Origin of the sequence: Microbacterium hanjuni (genome assembly GCF_043556395.1) — a bacterium.
In the GTDB taxonomy this organism is placed as follows: Bacteria; Actinomycetota; Actinomycetes; order Actinomycetales; family Microbacteriaceae; genus Microbacterium.
In genome coordinates this window covers 323,114-342,079 of record NZ_JBIGIK010000002.1, presented here as the reverse complement: position 1 = coordinate 342,079, position 18,966 = coordinate 323,114, and the positions used below count along the sequence as shown (strand labels likewise).

Annotated in this window: 19 protein-coding genes; 15 read left to right on the top strand and 4 right to left on the bottom strand. The window is 69.6% G+C overall.

Features of this window, described 5'->3' with window-relative positions:
- The first annotated feature begins 9 nt into the window (after positions 1 to 9).
- From ACFXP5_RS09285 to ACFXP5_RS09240, 10 genes are read left to right on the top strand one after another with little or no spacing between them, the layout of a single operon-like run.
- Positions 10 to 1,020 (top strand): branched-chain amino acid ABC transporter permease, encoded by a 1,011-nt coding sequence (locus ACFXP5_RS09285; protein WP_394527903.1) that lies wholly within the window; start codon positions 10 to 12, stop codon positions 1,018 to 1,020.
- Positions 1,017 to 2,078 carry a branched-chain amino acid ABC transporter permease gene (locus ACFXP5_RS09280; RefSeq protein WP_394544411.1) on the top strand — a complete coding sequence of 354 codons (1,062 nt, stop codon included), beginning with the start codon at positions 1,017 to 1,019 and terminating at the stop codon, positions 2,076 to 2,078. Before ACFXP5_RS09285 ends, ACFXP5_RS09280 begins: the two co-directional genes overlap by 4 nt.
- Positions 2,075 to 2,809, top strand: coding sequence for an ABC transporter ATP-binding protein (locus ACFXP5_RS09275; RefSeq protein WP_394544410.1), 735 nt, complete (start codon positions 2,075 to 2,077; stop codon positions 2,807 to 2,809). The genes ACFXP5_RS09280 and ACFXP5_RS09275 overlap by 4 nt, the downstream gene beginning before the upstream one ends.
- Entirely contained in the window at positions 2,799 to 3,500 is a 702-nt protein-coding gene (locus ACFXP5_RS09270; RefSeq protein ID WP_394544409.1) for an ABC transporter ATP-binding protein, read from the top strand. The genes ACFXP5_RS09275 and ACFXP5_RS09270 overlap by 11 nt, the downstream gene beginning before the upstream one ends.
- A 1-nt stretch (position 3,501) precedes the next feature.
- The gene (locus ACFXP5_RS09265; protein WP_394544408.1) at positions 3,502 to 4,893 is read left to right on the top strand and encodes an MmgE/PrpD family protein; all 1,392 of its coding nucleotides are present in this window, start codon (positions 3,502 to 3,504) and stop codon (positions 4,891 to 4,893) included.
- Positions 4,890 to 5,558 carry a cysteine hydrolase family protein gene (locus ACFXP5_RS09260; RefSeq protein WP_394527898.1) on the top strand — a complete coding sequence of 223 codons (669 nt, stop codon included), beginning with the start codon at positions 4,890 to 4,892 and terminating at the stop codon, positions 5,556 to 5,558. The genes ACFXP5_RS09265 and ACFXP5_RS09260 overlap by 4 nt, the downstream gene beginning before the upstream one ends.
- Entirely contained in the window at positions 5,555 to 6,511 is a 957-nt protein-coding gene (locus tag ACFXP5_RS09255; protein ID WP_394544407.1) for a polysaccharide deacetylase family protein, read from the top strand. Before ACFXP5_RS09260 ends, ACFXP5_RS09255 begins: the two co-directional genes overlap by 4 nt.
- Positions 6,508 to 7,425 (top strand): polysaccharide deacetylase family protein, encoded by a 918-nt coding sequence (locus tag ACFXP5_RS09250; RefSeq protein ID WP_394544406.1) that lies wholly within the window; start codon positions 6,508 to 6,510, stop codon positions 7,423 to 7,425. Before ACFXP5_RS09255 ends, ACFXP5_RS09250 begins: the two co-directional genes overlap by 4 nt.
- Before the next feature lie 37 nt (positions 7,426 to 7,462).
- Positions 7,463 to 8,884 (top strand): MFS transporter, encoded by a 1,422-nt coding sequence (locus ACFXP5_RS09245; RefSeq protein WP_394544405.1) that lies wholly within the window; start codon positions 7,463 to 7,465, stop codon positions 8,882 to 8,884.
- On the top strand, positions 8,881 to 9,972 hold the full coding sequence (locus ACFXP5_RS09240) for an NADH:flavin oxidoreductase/NADH oxidase (RefSeq protein WP_394527894.1): 1,092 nt from the start codon (positions 8,881 to 8,883) through the stop codon (positions 9,970 to 9,972). The genes ACFXP5_RS09245 and ACFXP5_RS09240 overlap by 4 nt, the downstream gene beginning before the upstream one ends.
- Here ACFXP5_RS09240 and ACFXP5_RS09235 read toward each other — a convergent pair.
- From ACFXP5_RS09235 to ACFXP5_RS09225, 3 genes are read right to left on the bottom strand one after another with little or no spacing between them, the layout of a single operon-like run.
- The gene (locus tag ACFXP5_RS09235; RefSeq protein WP_394544404.1) at positions 9,963 to 10,493 is read right to left on the bottom strand and encodes a cupin domain-containing protein; all 531 of its coding nucleotides are present in this window, start codon (positions 10,491 to 10,493) and stop codon (positions 9,963 to 9,965) included. The genes ACFXP5_RS09240 and ACFXP5_RS09235 overlap by 10 nt on opposite strands.
- A 35-nt stretch (positions 10,494 to 10,528) precedes the next feature.
- Positions 10,529 to 11,236 (bottom strand): phosphoribosylformylglycinamidine synthase subunit PurQ, encoded by a 708-nt coding sequence (gene purQ, locus ACFXP5_RS09230; protein ID WP_394527892.1) that lies wholly within the window; start codon positions 11,234 to 11,236, stop codon positions 10,529 to 10,531.
- Entirely contained in the window at positions 11,233 to 11,481 is a 249-nt protein-coding gene (locus ACFXP5_RS09225) for a phosphoribosylformylglycinamidine synthase subunit PurS (RefSeq protein ID WP_394544403.1), read from the bottom strand. The genes purQ and ACFXP5_RS09225 overlap by 4 nt, the downstream gene beginning before the upstream one ends.
- 215 nt (positions 11,482 to 11,696) lie before the next feature.
- On the opposite strand from ACFXP5_RS09225, the gene ACFXP5_RS09220 reads away from it, so the two are divergent.
- From ACFXP5_RS09220 to ACFXP5_RS09200, 5 genes are all read left to right on the top strand, one after another.
- Positions 11,697 to 13,004 carry an ABC transporter substrate-binding protein gene (locus ACFXP5_RS09220; protein ID WP_394544402.1) on the top strand — a complete coding sequence of 436 codons (1,308 nt, stop codon included), beginning with the start codon at positions 11,697 to 11,699 and terminating at the stop codon, positions 13,002 to 13,004.
- 68 nt (positions 13,005 to 13,072) lie between these two features.
- Positions 13,073 to 14,122 carry a carbohydrate ABC transporter permease gene (locus ACFXP5_RS09215; protein WP_394527889.1) on the top strand — a complete coding sequence of 350 codons (1,050 nt, stop codon included), beginning with the start codon at positions 13,073 to 13,075 and terminating at the stop codon, positions 14,120 to 14,122.
- Complete coding sequence (locus ACFXP5_RS09210) at positions 14,119 to 15,045, top strand: carbohydrate ABC transporter permease (protein ID WP_394544401.1); 927 nt, start codon at positions 14,119 to 14,121, stop codon at positions 15,043 to 15,045. The genes ACFXP5_RS09215 and ACFXP5_RS09210 overlap by 4 nt, the downstream gene beginning before the upstream one ends.
- A gap of 41 nt (positions 15,046 to 15,086) precedes the next feature.
- The gene (locus tag ACFXP5_RS09205) at positions 15,087 to 16,571 is read left to right on the top strand and encodes a glycoside hydrolase family 1 protein (protein WP_394544400.1); all 1,485 of its coding nucleotides are present in this window, start codon (positions 15,087 to 15,089) and stop codon (positions 16,569 to 16,571) included.
- 29 nt (positions 16,572 to 16,600) lie between these two features.
- Entirely contained in the window at positions 16,601 to 17,614 is a 1,014-nt protein-coding gene (locus ACFXP5_RS09200; RefSeq protein ID WP_394544399.1) for a LacI family DNA-binding transcriptional regulator, read from the top strand.
- Between the two features lie 6 nt (positions 17,615 to 17,620).
- Here ACFXP5_RS09200 and ACFXP5_RS09195 read toward each other — a convergent pair whose 3' ends face one another.
- Positions 17,621 to 18,928, bottom strand: a complete 1,308-nt coding sequence (locus ACFXP5_RS09195) for a GNAT family N-acetyltransferase (RefSeq protein WP_394544398.1) — start codon at positions 18,926 to 18,928, stop codon at positions 17,621 to 17,623.
- Positions 18,929 to 18,966 lie beyond the last annotated feature (38 nt).

The window sequence follows — 18,966 nt, the reverse complement described above, 5'->3', positions numbered from 1 at the left end:
GTGAGTCCCATGACGACCCAGGTCGATCCGACCACGGCGAGCACAGGCATCCTGCCTCGCCCCCGCCGCGTCTACAACGGCCCGTCCCTGCGCACGATCGCGGTCACCGCCGTGATCCTCGCGGCAGCGACCGTGGCCGCCGGCATCATCTCGGGAAGCCCCGCGGTGCTGTCGCAAGCGCTGGTGACCGGCCTTCTCACCGGCGGGATCTACAGCCTGGTCGCCATGGGACTCACCCTGGTCTACGGGGTGCTGCACATCATCAACTTCGCCAACGGCGCGATGGTGGCCCTCGCGATGTACCTCACCTTCGCCCTGGTGAGCGCGACGGGGATGCACCCCTACCTCACCCTCCTCATCACCGTGCCGGTGATGTTCCTGGTCGGCGCGGCGACCCAGGCCGCCCTGCTCAACCCGATCATGAAGGCGCCGGTGCACACCCAGCTGCTCGTCACGATCGGACTCGCGCTGGCGATCGAGAACATCCTGCTCCTCGTCTTCGGTCCCAATCCGCAGTCGGTGCAGTTGCCGGGCAACGTGGGGGTACCGATCCTCGGGGCGACCGTCGACCTCAGCCGCATCTACGCCTTCATCGGTGCACTCGTCCTGGTGGCCGTCCTCTGGGCCGTGCTGCAGAAGACCCCGGTGGGCACCGCCGTGCGGTCGGTGGCCGCAAACCCCGAGGGCGCGCGCCTCGTCGGCATCGACATCCGCCTCATCTACGTGCTCACCTTCGGGCTCGGCTCGGCGGCGGCGGGGGCGGCGGGCACGCTGGTCGCACCCTTCACCACCATCGAGCCGACGGCCGGTTCGGTTTTCAACCTCACCGCGTTCGTCGTCGTCGTACTCGGCGGCATGGGCAACATCCCGGGCGCGCTCGTCGGCGGTCTCATCGTCGGACTCACCGAGCAGCTGGGTGGCCTCATCTTCCCCGGCCAGTCGCCGTTGCTCGCCGTTTTCGTCGTATTCCTCGTGGTGCTCTTCGCAAAGCCCCGCGGCATCTTCGGGAGGGCATCATGACCGCGACCGCATCGACCACCGCCCGCAGGGCGCCCGCATCGAGCACGACCGTGTTGCGGACGCCGCGACCCACCACGCGCTGGCAGTTCGCCACGCTGGGTGTCGTCGCGCTGATCGGTATCGCCGTGCCGTTCATCCTTCCCCCGGCCGAGATGGCCATCGCCATGCGCGTCGTGATCTTCGCCATCATGGGCATCGGCTGGAACATGATGAGCGGTTTCGGCGGCATGTTCAGCTTCGGTCACGCCGCGTACTTCGGCATCGGCTCCTACGTCACGGCCATCCTGCTCGTCGACTTCGGCATCAGCCCGTGGATCGGGCTCGTCGCGGGGATGATCGTGGCCGCGGCCGCCGGGGTCGGAATCAGCTACCTCGCGCTGCGCTACAAGCTCACCGGTGCCTACTACGCGCTGTCCACCTTCGCGTTCGCCGAAATGCTGCGTCTCTTCGTCGTCGGCAACGACGCGCTGAACGGCACCGTGGGCTTCACCCTCCCGGTGCTGCGCGGGGACGACTGGGGCATGTTCCAGTTCCCGGCCGGTTCGCCGTACTACTTCTGGATCGGCATCGGGATGCTGGTCGCCGCCCTCGCGGTCGTGATCCTCTTCCTCCAGTCCCGCACCGGCCGCTTCACGCAGGCGGCACGCGACGATGACCTCGCCGCGGCCGCCATCGGCGTGAACGTCCTCCGCTACAAGCTCACCACGGTGGCGATCTCGGCGGCGATCACCGCTGCGGCCGGCACGCTGTACCTGCAGTACTACATGTTCATCGACCCCGAGCTGGCCTTCGGGGCGAACGTGTCGAACAACGCGATCATCACCGCCGTCGTCGGCGGCGTGGCGACCGTCTGGGGGCCGCTGGTCGGGGCGGTGGTGGTGGCACCGCTGTCCGACCTCGTCGCGGCGTTCCTGCGTCACCCCCCGGAATGGCTTTCGTTCATCCAGGGCCACGGCGGGCTGGACATCCTGATCTACGCGATCATCCTGATCGCGTGCGTGCTGCTGCTGCCGCGCGGGATCTACGGAACCATCAAGCACTGGGCGGTGAAGAAGTGAGCCTCCTCGACATCCAGGGTCTCGGCAAGTCCTTCCGCGGACTCAAGGCGCTCCACGACGTGGACATCTCGGTCGACGAGGGGGAGATCGTCGGCATCATCGGCGCCAACGGTGCCGGTAAGACCACGCTGTTCAACTGCATCACGGGCGCGTTCCCCCCCGACGCCGGCACCGTCGAGCTCGACGGGCGCGACATCACGGGCGCTGCCATGCACACTCTCGCCGCGAGCGGCATGGTGCGAACCTTCCAGCTCATGCGCCCCTTCCACTCGATGACGGCGTGGGAGAACGTGACCATCGCCGTTCAGAGTCGCGGCGTGCGACCCGAGCGCGCGGCGCGGCGGGAGGCGGGTGAACTCATCGAGCGCACCGGTCTGACCGACTGGGCCGCGATGGTGTCCGGCTCGCTCCCCACAGCGGTCCAGAAACGGCTCGAGCTCACGCGAGCCCTGGCGATGCGTCCCCGCATCCTGCTGCTCGATGAGGTGCTGGCAGGGCTCGTGCCCTCCGAGCGGGCGCCTGTGCTCGAACTGCTGGGCGAGCTTCGCACCAACGAGGGCATGAGCATGCTCTTCATCGAGCACATCATGGCGGCCGTCCGCCAGCTGAGCGACCGCGTCGTGATGATGGACCAGGGCGCCGTACTCGCCCGGGGCAGTGTCGACGAGGTGCTGTCGGATCCGCGGGTCGTCGAGGCCTACCTCGGGAAGGAGTACGGAAATGCTGCTTGAAGTCGATGACCTGCGCTCGGGCTACCACGGCCTGGAGATCATCCACGGACTCTCGCTCACCGTGGGGGAGGGAGAAGTCGTCGCGATCGTCGGTGCGAACGGGGCCGGCAAGTCCACGACCCTGAAGACGATCGTCGGCGAGGTGAAGCAGTTCGGCGGTTCGGTGCGTTTCGAGGGGGCACCGGTTGCCCACGGTCGCAGCCATACCGCGGCACGCCGTGGCCTGATGCTCGTCCCCGAGAACCGAGCCCTGTTCGGGTCGCTGTCGGTGCAGGACAACCTCCGCATGGGCGCGTGGGGACGCGGCGAGCGCCGCGGCTTCACCGAGGACGAAATCCTCGACCTGTTCCCGATCCTGCGCGAACGCCGTCAGCAGCTGGCCGAGACGATGTCGGGCGGGCAGCAGCAGATGCTCGCCATCGCGCGTGCTCTCATGGGCGCCCCGCGCCTGCTCATGCTCGACGAGCCGTCCACGGGCCTGTCGCCCAAGCTCACGTGGGACGTCTTCCACGCGGTGCACGCGATCCGCGAGCGCGGGGTGAGTGTGCTGATCGTCGAGCAGAATGCCCAGCAGGTGCTGCAACTCGCCGACCGCGCCTACGTCCTCGAGTCGGGGGTCGTGGCCCTCGAAGGCGAGGCGACCGGTCTGGCGAACGACGAGCGGGTACGCGCGGCGTACCTCGGGTACTGACGTGACCATCGCACCGCCGCGGATCACGCCGTCCGAAGCCCTGGCAGAGCTGGGAACCTGGGCCGCGGGCTCGCCGCTCGCCGAGGCCGGAGAGGAGGCCCGTTCGGCACTCGAGCGTGCGGTCGCCAATCTCCTCGCCGTCACCGCGGGTGCGGCGAGCCTGCCCGAACAGGCGGAGCTCCGCGCCGTCTGGACTCCCGACGGCGGTCCCGCGACCCTCATCGGCACCGGTCGCGGAGTCAGCGTCGAGGCGGCGGTGTGGCTCAACAGCGTCGCCTCCGTCGCGACCGAACGCGACGAAGGAAACCGCTACAGCAAGGGACACCCCGCCGCCCAGACGGTGTTCGCCGTGCTGGCGCTCGCCGAGTCGAGGAAGCTGTCGGGACCGCGGGTGTGGGAAGCGCTCTACGTCGCGTACGAGATCGCCGCGCGCGTCGGGCGAGCGACCAGCTTCTCCCCGCTGGTGCACACGCACGGTCCGCTGGGAGCGGCCGGGGCGGCCGCAGGGTGCGCGGTGCTCCTCGGCGCCGATGCTGCGGTCATCGCGCGGGCCATCGACACCGGCGCTGCGATGGCGCCCGCCACGTCGTGGACGGCGGTGCACTCCGGTTCGGCTGTGCGGGATCAGTGGGTGGGTGCCGGCGCCCTGGCGGGCCTGGCAGCCGCGCGATACGCCGTCGCGGGAATGCCGAGCGGTGCCGGCGGGATCGGCCGCACCTTCGGCGGAGTCTTCGGCGCCATCGACCTCGACCTGCTCGTCGACGGTCTCGGCCAGGGGAGCCTCGTCTCCTCGAGCTACCTGAAACAGCATTCAGCATGCGCGTACACCCACGGTCCCGCCGACGCGGCGCTCGGCGTGCGCGCGCAGTTGCATGCCGCCGGCATCGGCGTCGACAGCATCCGCTCCGTGCGTGTAGACGGCGTGGCGTCGGCGGCGGCGCTGCCCGCGCGGGAGTGGACGAGTCGCCACGGCGCCTACTTCTCCGTCCCGTTCGCGGTGTCGAGCGCTCTGCTCTACGGCGACGTCGGCGCAGAACGGGCGCGGGTGCCGGCACCGGCGGAGCACGCGGCGCTCGCCCGCCTCGTCGACGTCCACGACGACACCGTCGCCCTCGCTCCGCGAACCCCTACCTCGCGCCCCGCTCGGGTCAGCGTGATGGTCGAGGACGCACGCGTCTTCTCGAGCGCGGTGAGCCATCCCCAGGGCGACGCGGTGGACACGCCGTTCTCCCCCGAGCGTATCGACGCCCTGCTCTCCGAGGCGCTCTCGCCCCTCGGCCTCGACGCCGCGGCCGTCCGCGCCACCCTCGCCGCGATGCACGACCCCGCCCCCGGGGCCCTGACCACCGCCCTCTCGCATCTGACGCCGCTTCGGGAAGGAGCACTGCGATGACCGACACCATCGACTGGAACCACGAGGTCGACACGATCCGGCGCCTCCGCGCCGAGCGGACGAAGGTCGGCCCCGGCCGCACCCCCGCGGTCGTGGTGGTCGACTTCCAGCGTGCCTTCACCGAGCACGAGAAGGTCGGCCCCGGCACCGCCGTCACTCTCGCGCACACGAACGAGCTGTTGGCGGCGGCGCGGGCGGCCGGCGTTCCGGTGATCTACCTCGTCATGATCCTCGATTCCCTGGACGATCGGATGCTGGCGCAACGCGTGCGCTCGAGCCTCACCGAGCGGTGCGAACGCGGTAACCCGTGGACCGCGATCAGTTCGGCCGTGCCGGCGGCGCCCACCGATCACATCGTGGAGAAGACCGTCGCATCCGGCTTCTACAACACGCGCCTCGACGAACTGCTGCAGCAGCTCGGCGTCGACGAGGTCGTCATGACGGGCACCTCCACGAGCGGGTGCGTCCGCGCGACCGTCGTCGACGCCGCTTACCGCAACTACCGGATCAGCATCGTCGAGGAGTGCTGCGACGACTTCCGCACGCTGTCGGGCGAAGTCTCGCTCTGGGACATGCAGGATCGCTTCGGCGACGTGGTGTCGAAGGAGTGGATGCTGCAGCGCTTCGCCGCGCTCGCGGAGAGTCGCGAGGCTGCCGCCTCGTGACGATCTCCAACAACCGGCGCCTGTACTACGCCCCACTCACGACGCGCCCTCAGGTCACCTGGCCCAACGGGAAGACCCTCGCGTTCTGGCATGCGCCGAACGTCGAGCACTACGACTACATCGCCCCGACGGGAGTCGGCCCGCAGGGCCGGGTGGCCTTCCCCGACATGCAGCACTACGCCCACCGCGATGCCGGCAATCGTGTCGGACTGTGGCGCATGCTGCGCGTCGTCGACGAGTTCGAGATGCCCTCCACGGTCTCGTTGAGCCTGTCTCTGCTCGAAGAACAGCCCGAGGTGCGCGAGGCCATGTTCTCGCGCGACTGGGAGGTCATGAGCCACGGCATCTCGAACCTCCGTCCGCTTTACGACATGCCGTACGCCGAGGAGGACGCCTTCTACGCGCTGTCCCAGCGATTGAGCGAGACCTATTACGGCGGCAGGCGCATCAAGGGGATGCTGGGTCCGAAGATCTCCGGCACGGACAACACCGCAGATCTCATGGCCGAGCACGGGATGCAGTACTTCGCCGATTGGATCCACGACGAGCAGCCCCGGCCGTTGCGTACGGCCTCGGGCAAGCCGCTCGTGTCCATCCCGTACAGCTTCATGCTGAACGACGTCCCCATGCTGCACGCGCGGGCCTACTCCGGACGCGAGTTCGTCGCACTCGCACTGGCGCAGATCGACCGACTGCTGCGAGACGCCGACGACGACGGGCAGGCCCGCGTCGTCTGCTTCGCGACGCATCCCTTCCTCGCGGGCCAACCGTGGTTTCACCAGTTCTACCGGGAGATCTTCGCGCGGGTTCGCGCGGACGAGCGCATCTGGTGCACAACGGCGGGGGAGATCACCGACCATTACCTCGAGCATCACTTCGCCGAGCAGGTGGCGTACGCCGATGAGCTCGAGGCCGAGCACGCCCACGACGTCCAGCGAGAGGCCGCGCGATGACCCTCATCCCTCATCCGGCCGAAGCCGTGGTGTTCGCGCCCGACCTGGCGCACGCGTACGACACGCACCGAGAGCCGTGGGCGGGAGCGGGCGGTGCGAAGCTCACCGTCAGCGTGCTGCTGCACGCCCCGAGCTACCAGGACGTTCCACCCGCGGGGTCCGTGACGCCGATGTCGATGCAGGGCGGTGTGGGCCGAGACACCTCCGAGCCGCGCCACGGGCAGGTCGCTCGGCTATCGCAATGGGACTTCGGGCTCACGGTCGGCATCTGGCGGTTGCTCGCGATCGCGGAACGCTCGGGCGTTCCGGTCGCCGTCGCGCTCGACGAGTCGGGAGCGCGCACGGTTCCCGGCTTGGCCCGTGGCGTCGCCGAGCGCGCCCAAGAGATCGTCGTGCGCGGGCAGGCCGCGAACAGCATCCTCTCGCAGGCCATGGACGAATCGACCGAACGTTCCTACATCACGCGGTCGCGGGATGCGGTCGCGCACTACACAGCTCGCGAGAGCACGGGCTGGTTCAGTCCGGAGCGGGCGTCGACCTCTCGGACGACCGCGTTGCTGCGGGAATCGGGCTTCCGGTGGCTCGGCGATTGGCCCATCGACGAGCGCCCGGTCGCCCTGACGGGACGCTCGTCGGGACTCACCGCCGTGGCGCACCCCCTCGAGACCGAGGACATGTTCGCCCTCTACTCGCGGGGCCAACCCTTCTCGGACTACGAGGAAGTGCTCGCCGCGACGGTTGACCAGCTGGTGGCCGACGCCGCGATCGTCGGACCCCGCCACCTCGGTCTGAGTTGGTTCGGCTGGGTCTCGGGTCAAGCAGCCTTCGCCGACGTCGCGGAGCGCACCGTGCGCATGCTGGTGGCCCACCCCGATGTGCGCCTCGTGACCCCGGGCGAGGTCGCTGCCCTGTGACTGCCCATCTCACCGCCCCCCGCATCCGGGGGCGGTCATGACCCGCGACGTCGACGAGAGACGTGCGGCCGCAGCGGGGGAGCCGCGGCCCCTTCCCGCTCGCATCCCCTGGTCTCTCGGCAGCGGCACTCTGCTGCTCGGACTGAACTCGGCGATGATCGCCGTCGCGCTCATTCCGATGGCGGAATACTTCGGCGACGAGGGATCGATCGCCTGGATCGTCAGCTGCCTGTACATCGCCGCTGCGGTGGGATCGCCCACGGCGGGCCGGCTCGCCGACCTGTTCGGTGCGCGACGCATCTACCTGGTCGGGCTCGCCATCATCCTTGTGGCCTCCGTCGCGGGTCCGTTCGTGACGACGCCCGAGGCGATGATCCTCGACCGGGTGCTCCTCGGGCTGGGCGCTGCCGCGCAATTCCCCGCTGCGATGGCCGTGATCCGCACCCAGGCCGAACGCCGGGGCGAGAACGCGACCCGGGCGATCGGGGTCATCGCGCTGTGCGGGCAGACGACGGCCGCCCTCGGCCCCACCGTCGGGGGATTCATGGTGCTGCTGTGGGGATGGCAGGGCATCTTCTGGGTCAATCTGCCCGTGGTGGCGGTGTCCGCCGTGCTCGTGCTGGCGTTCGTTCCCCGCGACACCCGTCGCGAGCGCATGCCGGTGCGCGCGGTCCTCGGCTCGCTCGACCCGATCGGGATGCTGCTGCTCGTCGGTTCCCTCCTCCTGCTGATGCTCGGCCTGCTCTCGTGGGAAGGGTCGAGCCCGCAATGGATCTACTTCATCGCGCTGGTACCGGTCGTCGGGCTGTTCGTCTGGCGCGAGCTGCGGGCAGCGACCCCGTTCGTCGACGTGCGCTTGATGGTGACCCATCCACAGTTCGGTCTGACCTGCGCGCGTGCGGTGGCCACGTTCGTCTCGTTCTACGGCATCTTCTACGGCCTGCCGCAATGGCTCGAGGCGACCCGGGGTCTCGACCCCGGCACCACCGGCCTGCTGATGCTGCCCGTGTTCGGGGTGGGGGCGATCTCGACGATCGCGGCCACCCGGATCGGGCGCCGGACGAACCCGCGCGTGTTGCTGATCGTGGGGACGTCGGCCATGGTGGCCGCCGGGGGATTGCTCGCCGTCACGGCCTCGCGCGACATGCCGCTGTGGTGGCTCGCGGTGCTCTGCGCCCTGCTGGGCCTTCCCAACGGCTTCAACAACCTCGGCAATCAGCTGCTGCTGCACCGCGCGGTACCCTCCGACGCCGCTGGAGCGTCGAGCGGGATCTACCGCACCGCCCAGTACGTCGGCGCGGCCCTCGCCGCCGTCGTCGTGGCTCACCAGCTCGGCACCGACCAGCCGCTCGGCGGTATCCGCGAGCTCGGCGGCACGATCGCCGCCATCGGCGGCGTGCTGCTCGTCCTGTCGCTCTTCGCGTTGTTCCGCGGCCGCAAGAAGGAGATCCGACCATGACCTCGTCCGAAGCATCCGGCCCCGCCCTCTTCCAGCCCCTCGTGCTGCGCGAACTGCGGCTGCGCAACCGCGTGGGCGTCTCGCCGATGTGCATGTACGCCGTGCCCGACGAATCAGGCCGGGTATCGGACTGGCACGTGGTGCACTACGGCCAATTCGCTCTGGGCGGCGCGGGTCTCATCATCACCGAAGCGACCGCGGTGACCCCCGAGGGCCGCGTCACCCCGCAGGACGCCGGGATCTGGTCGGACGAGCACGTCGGCGCGTGGCGCCGCGTGACCGACGCCGTGCACCGCGCCGGGGGAGCGATCGCGGTGCAACTCGCCCACGCCGGACGAAAGGGCGGCAAGTACGCGGGGCTTCCCACTGATGCCCCCTCGGATCGCGGCTCCGTTCCGCCCGAGCGCGGCGGCTGGGTCACCGTCGGCACGTCGGGGACGCCGTTCGGTCGGTACGCGCCGCCGCGGCGAGCCGACGGAGATGAGGTGGCGCAGATCGTGAGCGCGTTCTCGGAAGCAGCCGGGCGCGCGGTGGCGGCCGGCTTCGACGCGATCGAGCTGCATGCCGCCCACGGGTACCTGCTGCACGAGTTCCTCTCTCCCGTCACCAACGCCCGCGAGGACGCTTGGGGACGAGACCGCGAAGCGTTCCTGCGGGAAACCGTGGCGGCGGTACGGGCAGCCATGCCGTCCTCGATGCCGCTCATCGTCCGCATCTCCGCCGACGACGTGGCACCGGGCGGCCTGACCGCCGAGGACTCCGCCCGGCTCGCCGTCCACCTCGCGGCGGCCGGCGTCGATCTCGTCGATTGCTCCTCCGGTGGGCTCGTCGACGGCGCCGAGTACGAACCGAGCCCCGGCTATCAGGTGCCCGGCTCAGCGCGGGTGCGCGCGGCGGGCGTCAAGACGGCGGCCGTCGGGTTGATCGAGGACCCGCACCACGCCGAGTCGATCGTGAGGGAGGGCGCAGCCGACCTCGTGCTGCTCGGCCGGGAGATGCTCCGCGATCCGCACTGGGCGCGACGGGCCGAGCGCGCTCTCACGGGCGACGCCGCGATCGAGCCCCGCTACCACCGCGCCTATCGGTGATCGCCGCTGCGCCCGTCGACGTCGGGCATCGTGAAGTCCGCGAAGTCGAACCCCGGTGAGACCAGACAGCTGACCAGTCCGTCGTGGCCGGCGGGGAGCGTGCGCTGCCACACGTTCGGCGGCACGACCGCTTGCACCGTCATCCCTTCCCGTGGATCGCCCAGCGTCAGCACCTCGGTGTCTTCGGGGCTCTCCCCGTCGCCTCCGTACTGCAGCGCGACCGAGCCGAGTCCGTTCCAGATCCAGATCTCGCTCGAGGCGACGCGGTGCCACCCCGAAGCTTCGCCCGCGGGCAGGAGGAAGAGAATCAGGGTCGCGGCCGGCCGCGTCGAGCGATCGCCGTCGAACGGGACCGTCTGCGGCGATGCCCACGTCCGCCGGTACCACCCGCCTTCGGGGTGCGGCTGCAGACCGAGGGCCACAGCGAGGGGTGGCCGCCGCAGACGTTCGATCAGCCTGCCGTCCAGCGTGCGCCGCTCGGCGAAGTCGTGAGGGGTCTCGTCGCTCACCGCGTCGCTCACCATCTCACTGCGAAAGGGCGATCGGATGCGGGCGATCAGGCCGCGGTGGCGACGACCGCGGCGATCGCCGAGGCGAAGAAGCCGATCCCGTCGACGCCGGACTTCATCGCGAGGGGGGTCGAGGGGCCGAACCCGGGCTCGACCGCGTGCTCGGGGTGCGGCATCAGGCCGACGATGTTGCCGCGCGCGTTGGTGATCCCGGCGATGTCGTCGAGCGACCCGTTCGGATTCACGCCGAGGTAGCGAAGCGCCACGAGTCCCTCACCGTTCACCCGCGCCAGGGTCTCGGCGTCGGCGATGTAGCCGCCGTCGGCGTTCTTGAGCGGGATGACGATCTCCTCGCCCTCCGCGAAGTCGCTCGTCCACGCCGTCGAGGCGTTCTCCACCCGCAGCCGCTGGTCGCGGCGGATGAACTGCTGGGAGGCGTTGCGGATCAACCCGCCGGGAAGCAGGTGCGCCTCGACCAGCATCTGGAAGCCGTTGCAGATACCGAGCACCGGCATGCCCCGGCCCGCAGCATCCTTGACCTCGCTCATGATCGGCGCGAGCGCGGCGATGGCTCCCGCGCGCAGATAGTCCCCGTAGCTGAAGCCGCCCGGGAGAACGAGGGCATCCACCCCCTGCAGATCGTGATCGCCGTGCCAGAGGGCCACCGGCTCCGCACCCGAGATGCGGATCGCGCGCTGCGCGTCTCGATCGTCGAGCGAGCCCGGGAAGGTGATGACGCCGATGCGTACGCTCACTCCACGACCTCGATGCCCACGACGTCCTCGATGACGGAGTTGGACAGGATGTCGTCGGCGATCTCACGCGCCACGGCGAGGGTCGCCTCATCGACGGGCCCGTCGACCGTGAGTTCGAAGCGCTTGCCGATGCGCACGCTCGAGAAGCGCTGCTCGCCCCGACGGGACAGGGCTCCGGCAACGGCCTTCCCCTGGGGGTCGAGCAATTCGGCCTTGGGCATGACGTCGACGACGATGGTGGGCATTTTCGCTCCGATTGTCGCGGGGAGAGGGGCTCGTTCCATCCTACGGCCAGCCCCCTCGGCCCGACGCGGGCGACGGATCGACGAAATGGGAGCGCTCCCTTGACGCCGTGGGAGCGATCCCATACGGTGGTGCCGAGCAATGAGAGCGCTCCCACGGATCGCTTGCTCAGACCTGTTCCGGTCATCGAAGACACGAACACACAAAGGAGTGACCTGTGAAATCACCTGCACGGCGCCGCGCCGCCTTCACAGCAGCGGCCCTGTCCACCACCGCCCTCGTCCTCGCCGGCTGCGCCGGCGGCGGGGCACCCAGCTCGGAGGAATCGGGCGGAGACGTCACCCTGACGGTGACGACCTTCGGCACCTTCGGTTACGAAGATCTCTACACCGAGTACGAAGAGCTCAACCCGGGCGTCACCATCGAAGCGAACAACATCGACACCGGTGGCAACGCCCGAACCGATGCCTTCACCAAGATCGCCGCCGGCTCCGGCCTCTCCGATGTCGTCGCCCTCGAGGAGGGATGGCTCGGCGCGATCATGGAGGTCTCCGACCAGTTCGCCGACCTCCGCGACTACGGCATCGAAGACCGCAAGGACGACTGGGTCGACTGGAAGTACGCCCAGGGCACCGACCCCGACGGGCGCGTGATCGGATACGGCACCGACATCGGCCCCGAGGGTCTCTGCTACAACAAGCCGGCGTTCGAGGCGGCGGGGCTGCCGACCGACCGCGACGAGGTCGCCGCCCTCTTCGAGGGTGACTGGGAGAACTTCTTCGACGTGGGCCGGCAGTACCACGAGGCGACGGGCAAGGCCTTCTACGACCACTCCGGCTTCGTGTGGAACGCGATGGTCAACCAGCTCGACGAGGGCTACTACACCAGCGACGGCGAACTGAACGTCGAGGGCAACGCGGAGCTGCAGGATCGCTTCGAGCTGCTGGGTGCGGCCACCGAAGACGGCCTGTCCGCCGCCCAGACCGCGTGGGACTGGAACAAGGGCAAGTCGTTCCTCGACGGCACCTTCGCGACCTTCGTGTGCCCCGGTTGGATGCTGGGAACGATGCAGGGCGCCATCGAGGGCGCCGGCGGCGGGCCCGACAACGGTTGGGACTTCGCTGACGCCTTCCCCGGAGGCCCCGCCAACTGGGGCGGCGCTTTCCTCGCCGTCTCGGAGGACTCCGAGCACAAGGAAGCCGCGGCCAAACTGGCCGACTGGCTCACCCAGCCCGACCAGCAGGTGAAGCAGTCCGCCGCGGCGAACAACTTCCCCAGCACCGTCGCAGCTCAAGAGACGCTCGCCTCCGAGGCGACGCCGAACGAGTTCTTCAGCGACGCCCCCACCGGCGCGATCCTCGCGGAGCGCGCAAAGGGAGTCGTCGCCCAGTTCAAGGGCCCCGACGACTCGGTGATCCAGGAGAACGTCTTCGGTCCGGCGCTCAAGTCGCTCGACCTCGGCGAGATCGACACGCAAGGCGCCTGGGACAAGGCGCTCGGCCTGCTGAACGAACTGGTCGGCTGATCCGACGCGACGGCCGGGGCGTGCTCGTTCAGACGCCCCGGCCCTCGCCCGGCGAGAGGACTCTCCCCATGACTGCGACCCTGCCCCCGCGCACCAGCGCACCCACCCCGCGCACACCGAAGCGGCCCATCGCGCCGGTGCGGTCGGCCTGGCGCATGCGGCTCTCCCGCGCCGACTACAAGGGATCGCCCTACGCGTACGTAGCGCCCTTCTTCCTCCTGTTCGGCCTCGTCGGCCTCTTCCCCCTCGTCTACACGCTCGTCGTCTCGCTCTACGAGTGGGACCTCCTCAAGGGCCAGGGCGAGTTCGTCGGCCTCGGCAACTTCATCGAGATCCTCGGCGACGGGATGTTCTGGAACTCCGTCTCGAACACCGTCAGCATCTTCCTGCTCTCGGCGATCCCGCAGTTGGCCATCGCCCTCGTCGTGGCCTACCTCCTCGATCGGGGGCTCCGCGCCCCCACCTTCTGGCGGATGAGCGTGCTGGTGCCCTTCGTGGTCACCCCCGTCGCGACCGCCCTCATCTTCTCGAGCATCTTCAGCGACGCCGACGGTCTCGCGAACAACCTGCTGAACGTCGTCGGCATCACCGATCAGGCCTGGAAGCAGGACGGCTTCCTGAGCCATCTCGCGATCGCCACGATGGTCAACTTCCGCTGGACCGGGTACAACGCCCTCATCCTGCTGGCCGCGATGCAGTCCGTGCCCCGAGACCTCTACGAATCCGCCGCGATCGACGGCGCCGGTCCCGTGCGCCGGTTCTTCTCGATCACGATCCCCACCATCCGCCCCACCCTCATCTTCGTCATCATCACGGCCACGATCGGCGGTCTGCAGATCTTCGCCGAGCCGCGCTTGTTCGACGTCTCGACCGCCGGAGGGATCGGCGGTAGCGACCGCCAGTTCCAGACGACGGTGCTCTTCCTCTGGGAGCTGGCCTTCTTCCGCCGCAACCTCGGTGAGGCCTCGGCGGTGGCCTGGCTCCTGTTCCTCCTGATCGTCGGATTCGGTCTGGTGAACTTCCTCATCGCGCGGCGGATCTCCGCATCCGATTCCCGGCGCGACGCCCGCGCCCGCCGCGCCAGGGCGCGCATTCTCAGCCGTGGAGGCGACTCATGACCATCAGCATCCCCGAACCGCTCCCCGCGGTTCAGATCGACTCCGTCGACCCCGATCCGCCCCGCTCGAGCCGCCGCCGCCGGCCCCGCGAGACCGGCACCGCCGGCATCGGCAGCCGGCCGGGCTTCTTGACCTACGGCCTGCTGGCCGCCTTCGTCATCGGCAGCGTCTACCCGCTGTGGTGGTCGTTCGTCATCGCCAGCGGCACGAACGCCACGCGCAGTGAAACCGTGCCGCTGGTGCCCGGCGGCAACTTCCTCGCCAACGCGGCGAAGGTGCTCGACACGATCCCGTTCTGGCTCGCCCTGGGCAACTCGGTGCTCATCTCCGCGATCATCACCGTCTCCGTGGTGTCCTTCGCCACGCTCGCCGGTTACGCGTTCGCGAAGCTCCGCTTCCGCGGTCGTGACGGCCTGATGATCTTCGTCATCGCCACGATGGCGATCCCCACGCAGCTCGGCATCATCCCGCTGTTCATGGTGATGCGCGAACTGGGCTGGACCGGCACGATCGGCGCGGTCATCGTGCCGACCCTGGTCACCGCGTTCGGGGTGTTCTTCATGCGGCAGTACCTCGTCGACGTCATCCCCGACGAACTCATCGAGGCCGCGCGCATGGACGGCGCCAGCCAGTTCCGCACCTTCCTGACGGTCGGCATCCCCGCCGCTCGCCCCGCCATGGCGATCCTGGGGCTGTTCACCTTCATGACGGCCTGGACCGACTACCTCTGGCCGCTGATCGTGCTCAGCCCGCAGAATCCGACCCTGCAGACGGCCCTGAGCCAGCTGCAGTCCGGCTACTACATCGACTACTCGATCGTGCTGACCGGAGCCGTGATGGCGACCCTGCCCCTGCTGGTGCTGTTCGTCGTCGCAGGCAAGCAACTGATCAGTGGGATCATGGCTGGGGCGGTCAAAGGATGACCATTTCTGCCCCTTCTCCCCGAACGATGGGAATCCGCTCCATGACCCTGCTCGATGTCACCGCTTCGACCCCGACGCGTCCTTTCCCCGCCGACTTCCTCTTCGGTGCGGCGACGGCAGCCTTCCAGATCGAAGGCGCAGCGCACGAGGACGGTCGACGCGATTCGATCTGGGACGCGTTCTGCCGGGTGCCGGGTGCGGTCATCAACGGGGACAACGGCGACGTCGCGTGCGACCACTACCACCGCTACCGCGACGACGTGGCGCTGATGAAGCGTCTCGGACTCCAGACCTACCGCTTCTCCACCTCCTGGTCGCGCGTACGCCCCGACGGCGGTGCGCTGAACCCGAAGGGCATCGACTTCTACGAGCGCCTCGTCGACGAACTGCTCGCCGCCGACATCAAGCCGTGGCTGACCCTGTACCACTGGGACATGCCGCAGGCCCTGCAGGAGAACGGCGGCTGGACCAACCGCGACAACGTCGAGAAGTTCACCGAGTACGCCCTCGACGTGCACGACGCCCTCGGCGACCGCGTCGGAGTCTGGACGACCCTCAACGAGCCGTGGTGCTCGTCGTTCCTCAGCTACACGGCGGGGATCCACGCGCCAGGACACCAGTCGGCGGGCGAGGGGATGCTGGCATCCCACCACCTCCTGCTGAGTCACGGTCAGGTCGTGAACGAGCTGCGGGCGCGGGACTCCTCGCTCAACCTCGGCCTCACGCTGAACCTGACGGTGGCCGATCCGGTGAATCCGAACGATCCGGCCGACGCGGACGCCGCCCGGCGCATCGACGGGCAGTTCAACCGGTGGTTCCTCGACCCGGTGTTCCGCGGCGCGTATCCGGCCGACATCGTCGAGGACTTCCGTCGCGTCGACCCCGACGCTGTCGCCCGCCTGGAGGCGGCCATCCGCCCGGGCGACCTGGAGGTCATCTCGACCCCGATCGACACGCTCGGCGTCAACTACTACCACGGCGAATACGTCGGCGGCACGCCGCCGGTCGATCCTCCGGGAGCCGGCGACGCGCCCACCGATCGCGTCATCAGCTCGCCCTTCCCCTCGATCGACGACATCTACTGGCACGACCGCGGACTGCCCCGCACGCCCATGAACTGGGAGGTGCAGCCCGAGGGTCTGACCCGCCTGTTGCGCCGGGTGCACGACGAGTACACCTCGGAGCGCGCCGTGTCGCTGTTCATCACCGAGAACGGCGCCGCGTACGACGACCAGCCCGTCTCCGAAGACGGGGTGACGCGCGTGCACGATCAGGATCGCGTCGTTTTCGTGCGCGAGCACCTCGCCGCGATCCTCGACGCGATCGACGACGGGATCGACGTCGGCGGCTACTTCTACTGGTCGCTGCTGGACAACTTCGAGTGGGCGTGGGGCTACGAGAAGCGGTTCGGGATCGTGCGCGTGGATTACGACACCCAGGAGCGGGCGCCCAAGGATTCGGCGCTCCAGTACAGTCGCATCATCGCGGAGCGCGCGCTCGAGAGCACCACCGGCACCTCGTCGTAGCGCCCCCGTCGGTGCTGGGAGGAAATGGCATGGTGGTGAGCGTGACACCGCACGGTGCCTCGACCATCGAAGAGGTCGCCGAGCGGGCGGGAGTGTCGCGATCGACCGTTTCCCGCGTCGTCAACGGCTCACCCGCGGTGTCGGAGGTGGCCCGTGAATCGGTGCGACGGGCGATCGACGACCTGAACTACGTGCCCAATCGGGCTGCGCGTTCGCTGGCGAGCCGGCACACGCAGGCGATCGCACTGGTCGTGCCCGAAGACACCGCACGGTTCTTCGGTGACCCGTTCATCGCTTCGGTGGTCTCCGGCATCCAGAGCCGCCTCGCCCGCACCGATTACATCCTCAACGTGATCCTCGCCAACGGCGATCCCGGCGACAAGACCACCGGATTCCTTCGCAGCGGCAGCGTGGACGGCGCGATCATCGTGTCCCACCACGACAACGACACGTTCATCGACCGCATCTCCGGCGCGATCCCGGTGGTCTACGGCGGTCGCCGGGTGCGCGTGCGCGAGAGCGATCACGTGGTCGACAGCGACAACGTGGCAGGCGGGCGCATCGCGGCCGAGCACCTGCTCGGTCGCGGCCGGCGGCGCGTGGCGACCATCACCGGGCCCGCCTCCATGCGTTCCGCGCTCGACCGGCTCGAAGGGTTCACCGCCGCGCTCGCCGAGGCGGGACTGGAGGCGGTCGCGGTGGAAGACGGTGATTTCACCGAAGCGGGTGGAGCGCTCGCCACCCGGAGGATCCTCGCCGCCGGCACGCCCGATGCCCTCTTCGTCGCCAGCGACCTCATGGCGCGCGGGGCACTGCAGGTGCTCCGCGAGGCGGGATTGGCCGTCCCCGGCGACGTCGCGGTCGTCGGCTTCGACGACTCGGCTGTGGCGTCGACGACCTCGCCCACCCTCACCACCGTCCGCCAGCCTTCGAGTGCTCAGGGCGAGCGTCTGGCGGAGGTGCTGCTGGAGCTGTTGGCCGGGGGCGCCCCCGAGCACTCGATCGTGATGCCCGTCGACCTCATCGTCCGCGACTCCACGTGAGCCGGCTCAGAACCAGGTCGTGAGCACCGGAGCGCGTTCGGCCCGCAGCATCCGATCGGCAGCCGCCGCGTCACCCGGCGTGCGTTCATGCACGCGACCGGCGTCGACGAGCGTGAGCGCCGAGACGCCCCCGAACACCAGCGACGCCAGAAGGTCGACGGGCACGTCCAGCAGCGGTGCGTCGTCTGTCTCGTCGAGCGTGACGGTGGGGTGGCCGGCAGCATCCGCCTCGACCGTGAAGCTGCCGTCGGCGAAGCCGAGCGGGTCGTGCACCCGCAGGGCAAGTCGGCCGGGGGCGCCGTACGTCCGCGCCTCGAGCGCGGCCGCGGTGTCGATCACGCGCGCCCAGAGGTGCTCGCGCAGCTCGGTCGTGCGGATCATGCGCGGGTTCTTCACGAGCCACCGCAGCGGTTCGTCGGTCGAGCGCAACGAGGCCTTCAGGGTGCCGACGAGATCGAGTTCGAGCAGGTAGTGCCAGAGCGCGCGGTACGCGTCGTCGGTCGTGACGGCGAGGTAGTCGACGTGGGCGACCTGGGTCGACCAGTCGTCACCGTCCTCGAGCACGTGGTAGACCGCGAGGCCCCGGGGGGTGCCGGTCTCGTCGTCGTAGCGCACGTAGCGCTTCTTGCGCAGCTCGGTGGTCTCCGAGGGCATGCCGAACAGCCGGTCGAACCGCCGACCGACCGCCCCGACGTCGCCCGTCGTCGAACGGCGCGCCTCGTCGAAGACCGCACGGGCGGTGGCCATGGCGGTGTCGCGCCCGACGAGCTGCACCCGCCCGGGGGAGGGGGCGCCCACCCATCCGGCACGACGCACGTCGATCTCGAACCTGCTCGACCAGGTGACGGGGCCGAATCCGTAGCGGCCGTAGATCGTTGCCTCCGACACGGTGAGGATCGCAAGGGGGAAGCCGGCCGCAGCGGCGGTGCGCAGCTCGCCCTCGAGCATCGCGCGAGCGATGCCGCGGCGGCGATGGGTGGGCGCCACGGTCACGGCGCTGATCGCCCACGCCGGTATCTCGCCCCCGGGGAGGGTGACGGGTGCCGGCCACGCCGTCACGGTGGCGATAGGCACCTCGGGGTCGGCGAGCGAGGCGTCGTAAACGCCGATCGTCCGCTGCGAGGCGAAATCGGGGCGCAGCTCGGCGAACGATTCCTCGGTCGGGGCGCTGTCGTGGAAGCCGCGCGTGTCGGCCTCGACCCACGCGCGCACCGCCGCGTCGTCGTTCGCGTCGACGGTGGCCATGCGCAGACCCCGGGCCGCGAGCGCGGCGGTCGAGGTGGCGTCGGCGGGCAGGGAGATGTCGGCGGCCATCTCCCGAGACTACCCGCGGCCCCTTACGGGGGGAGTGG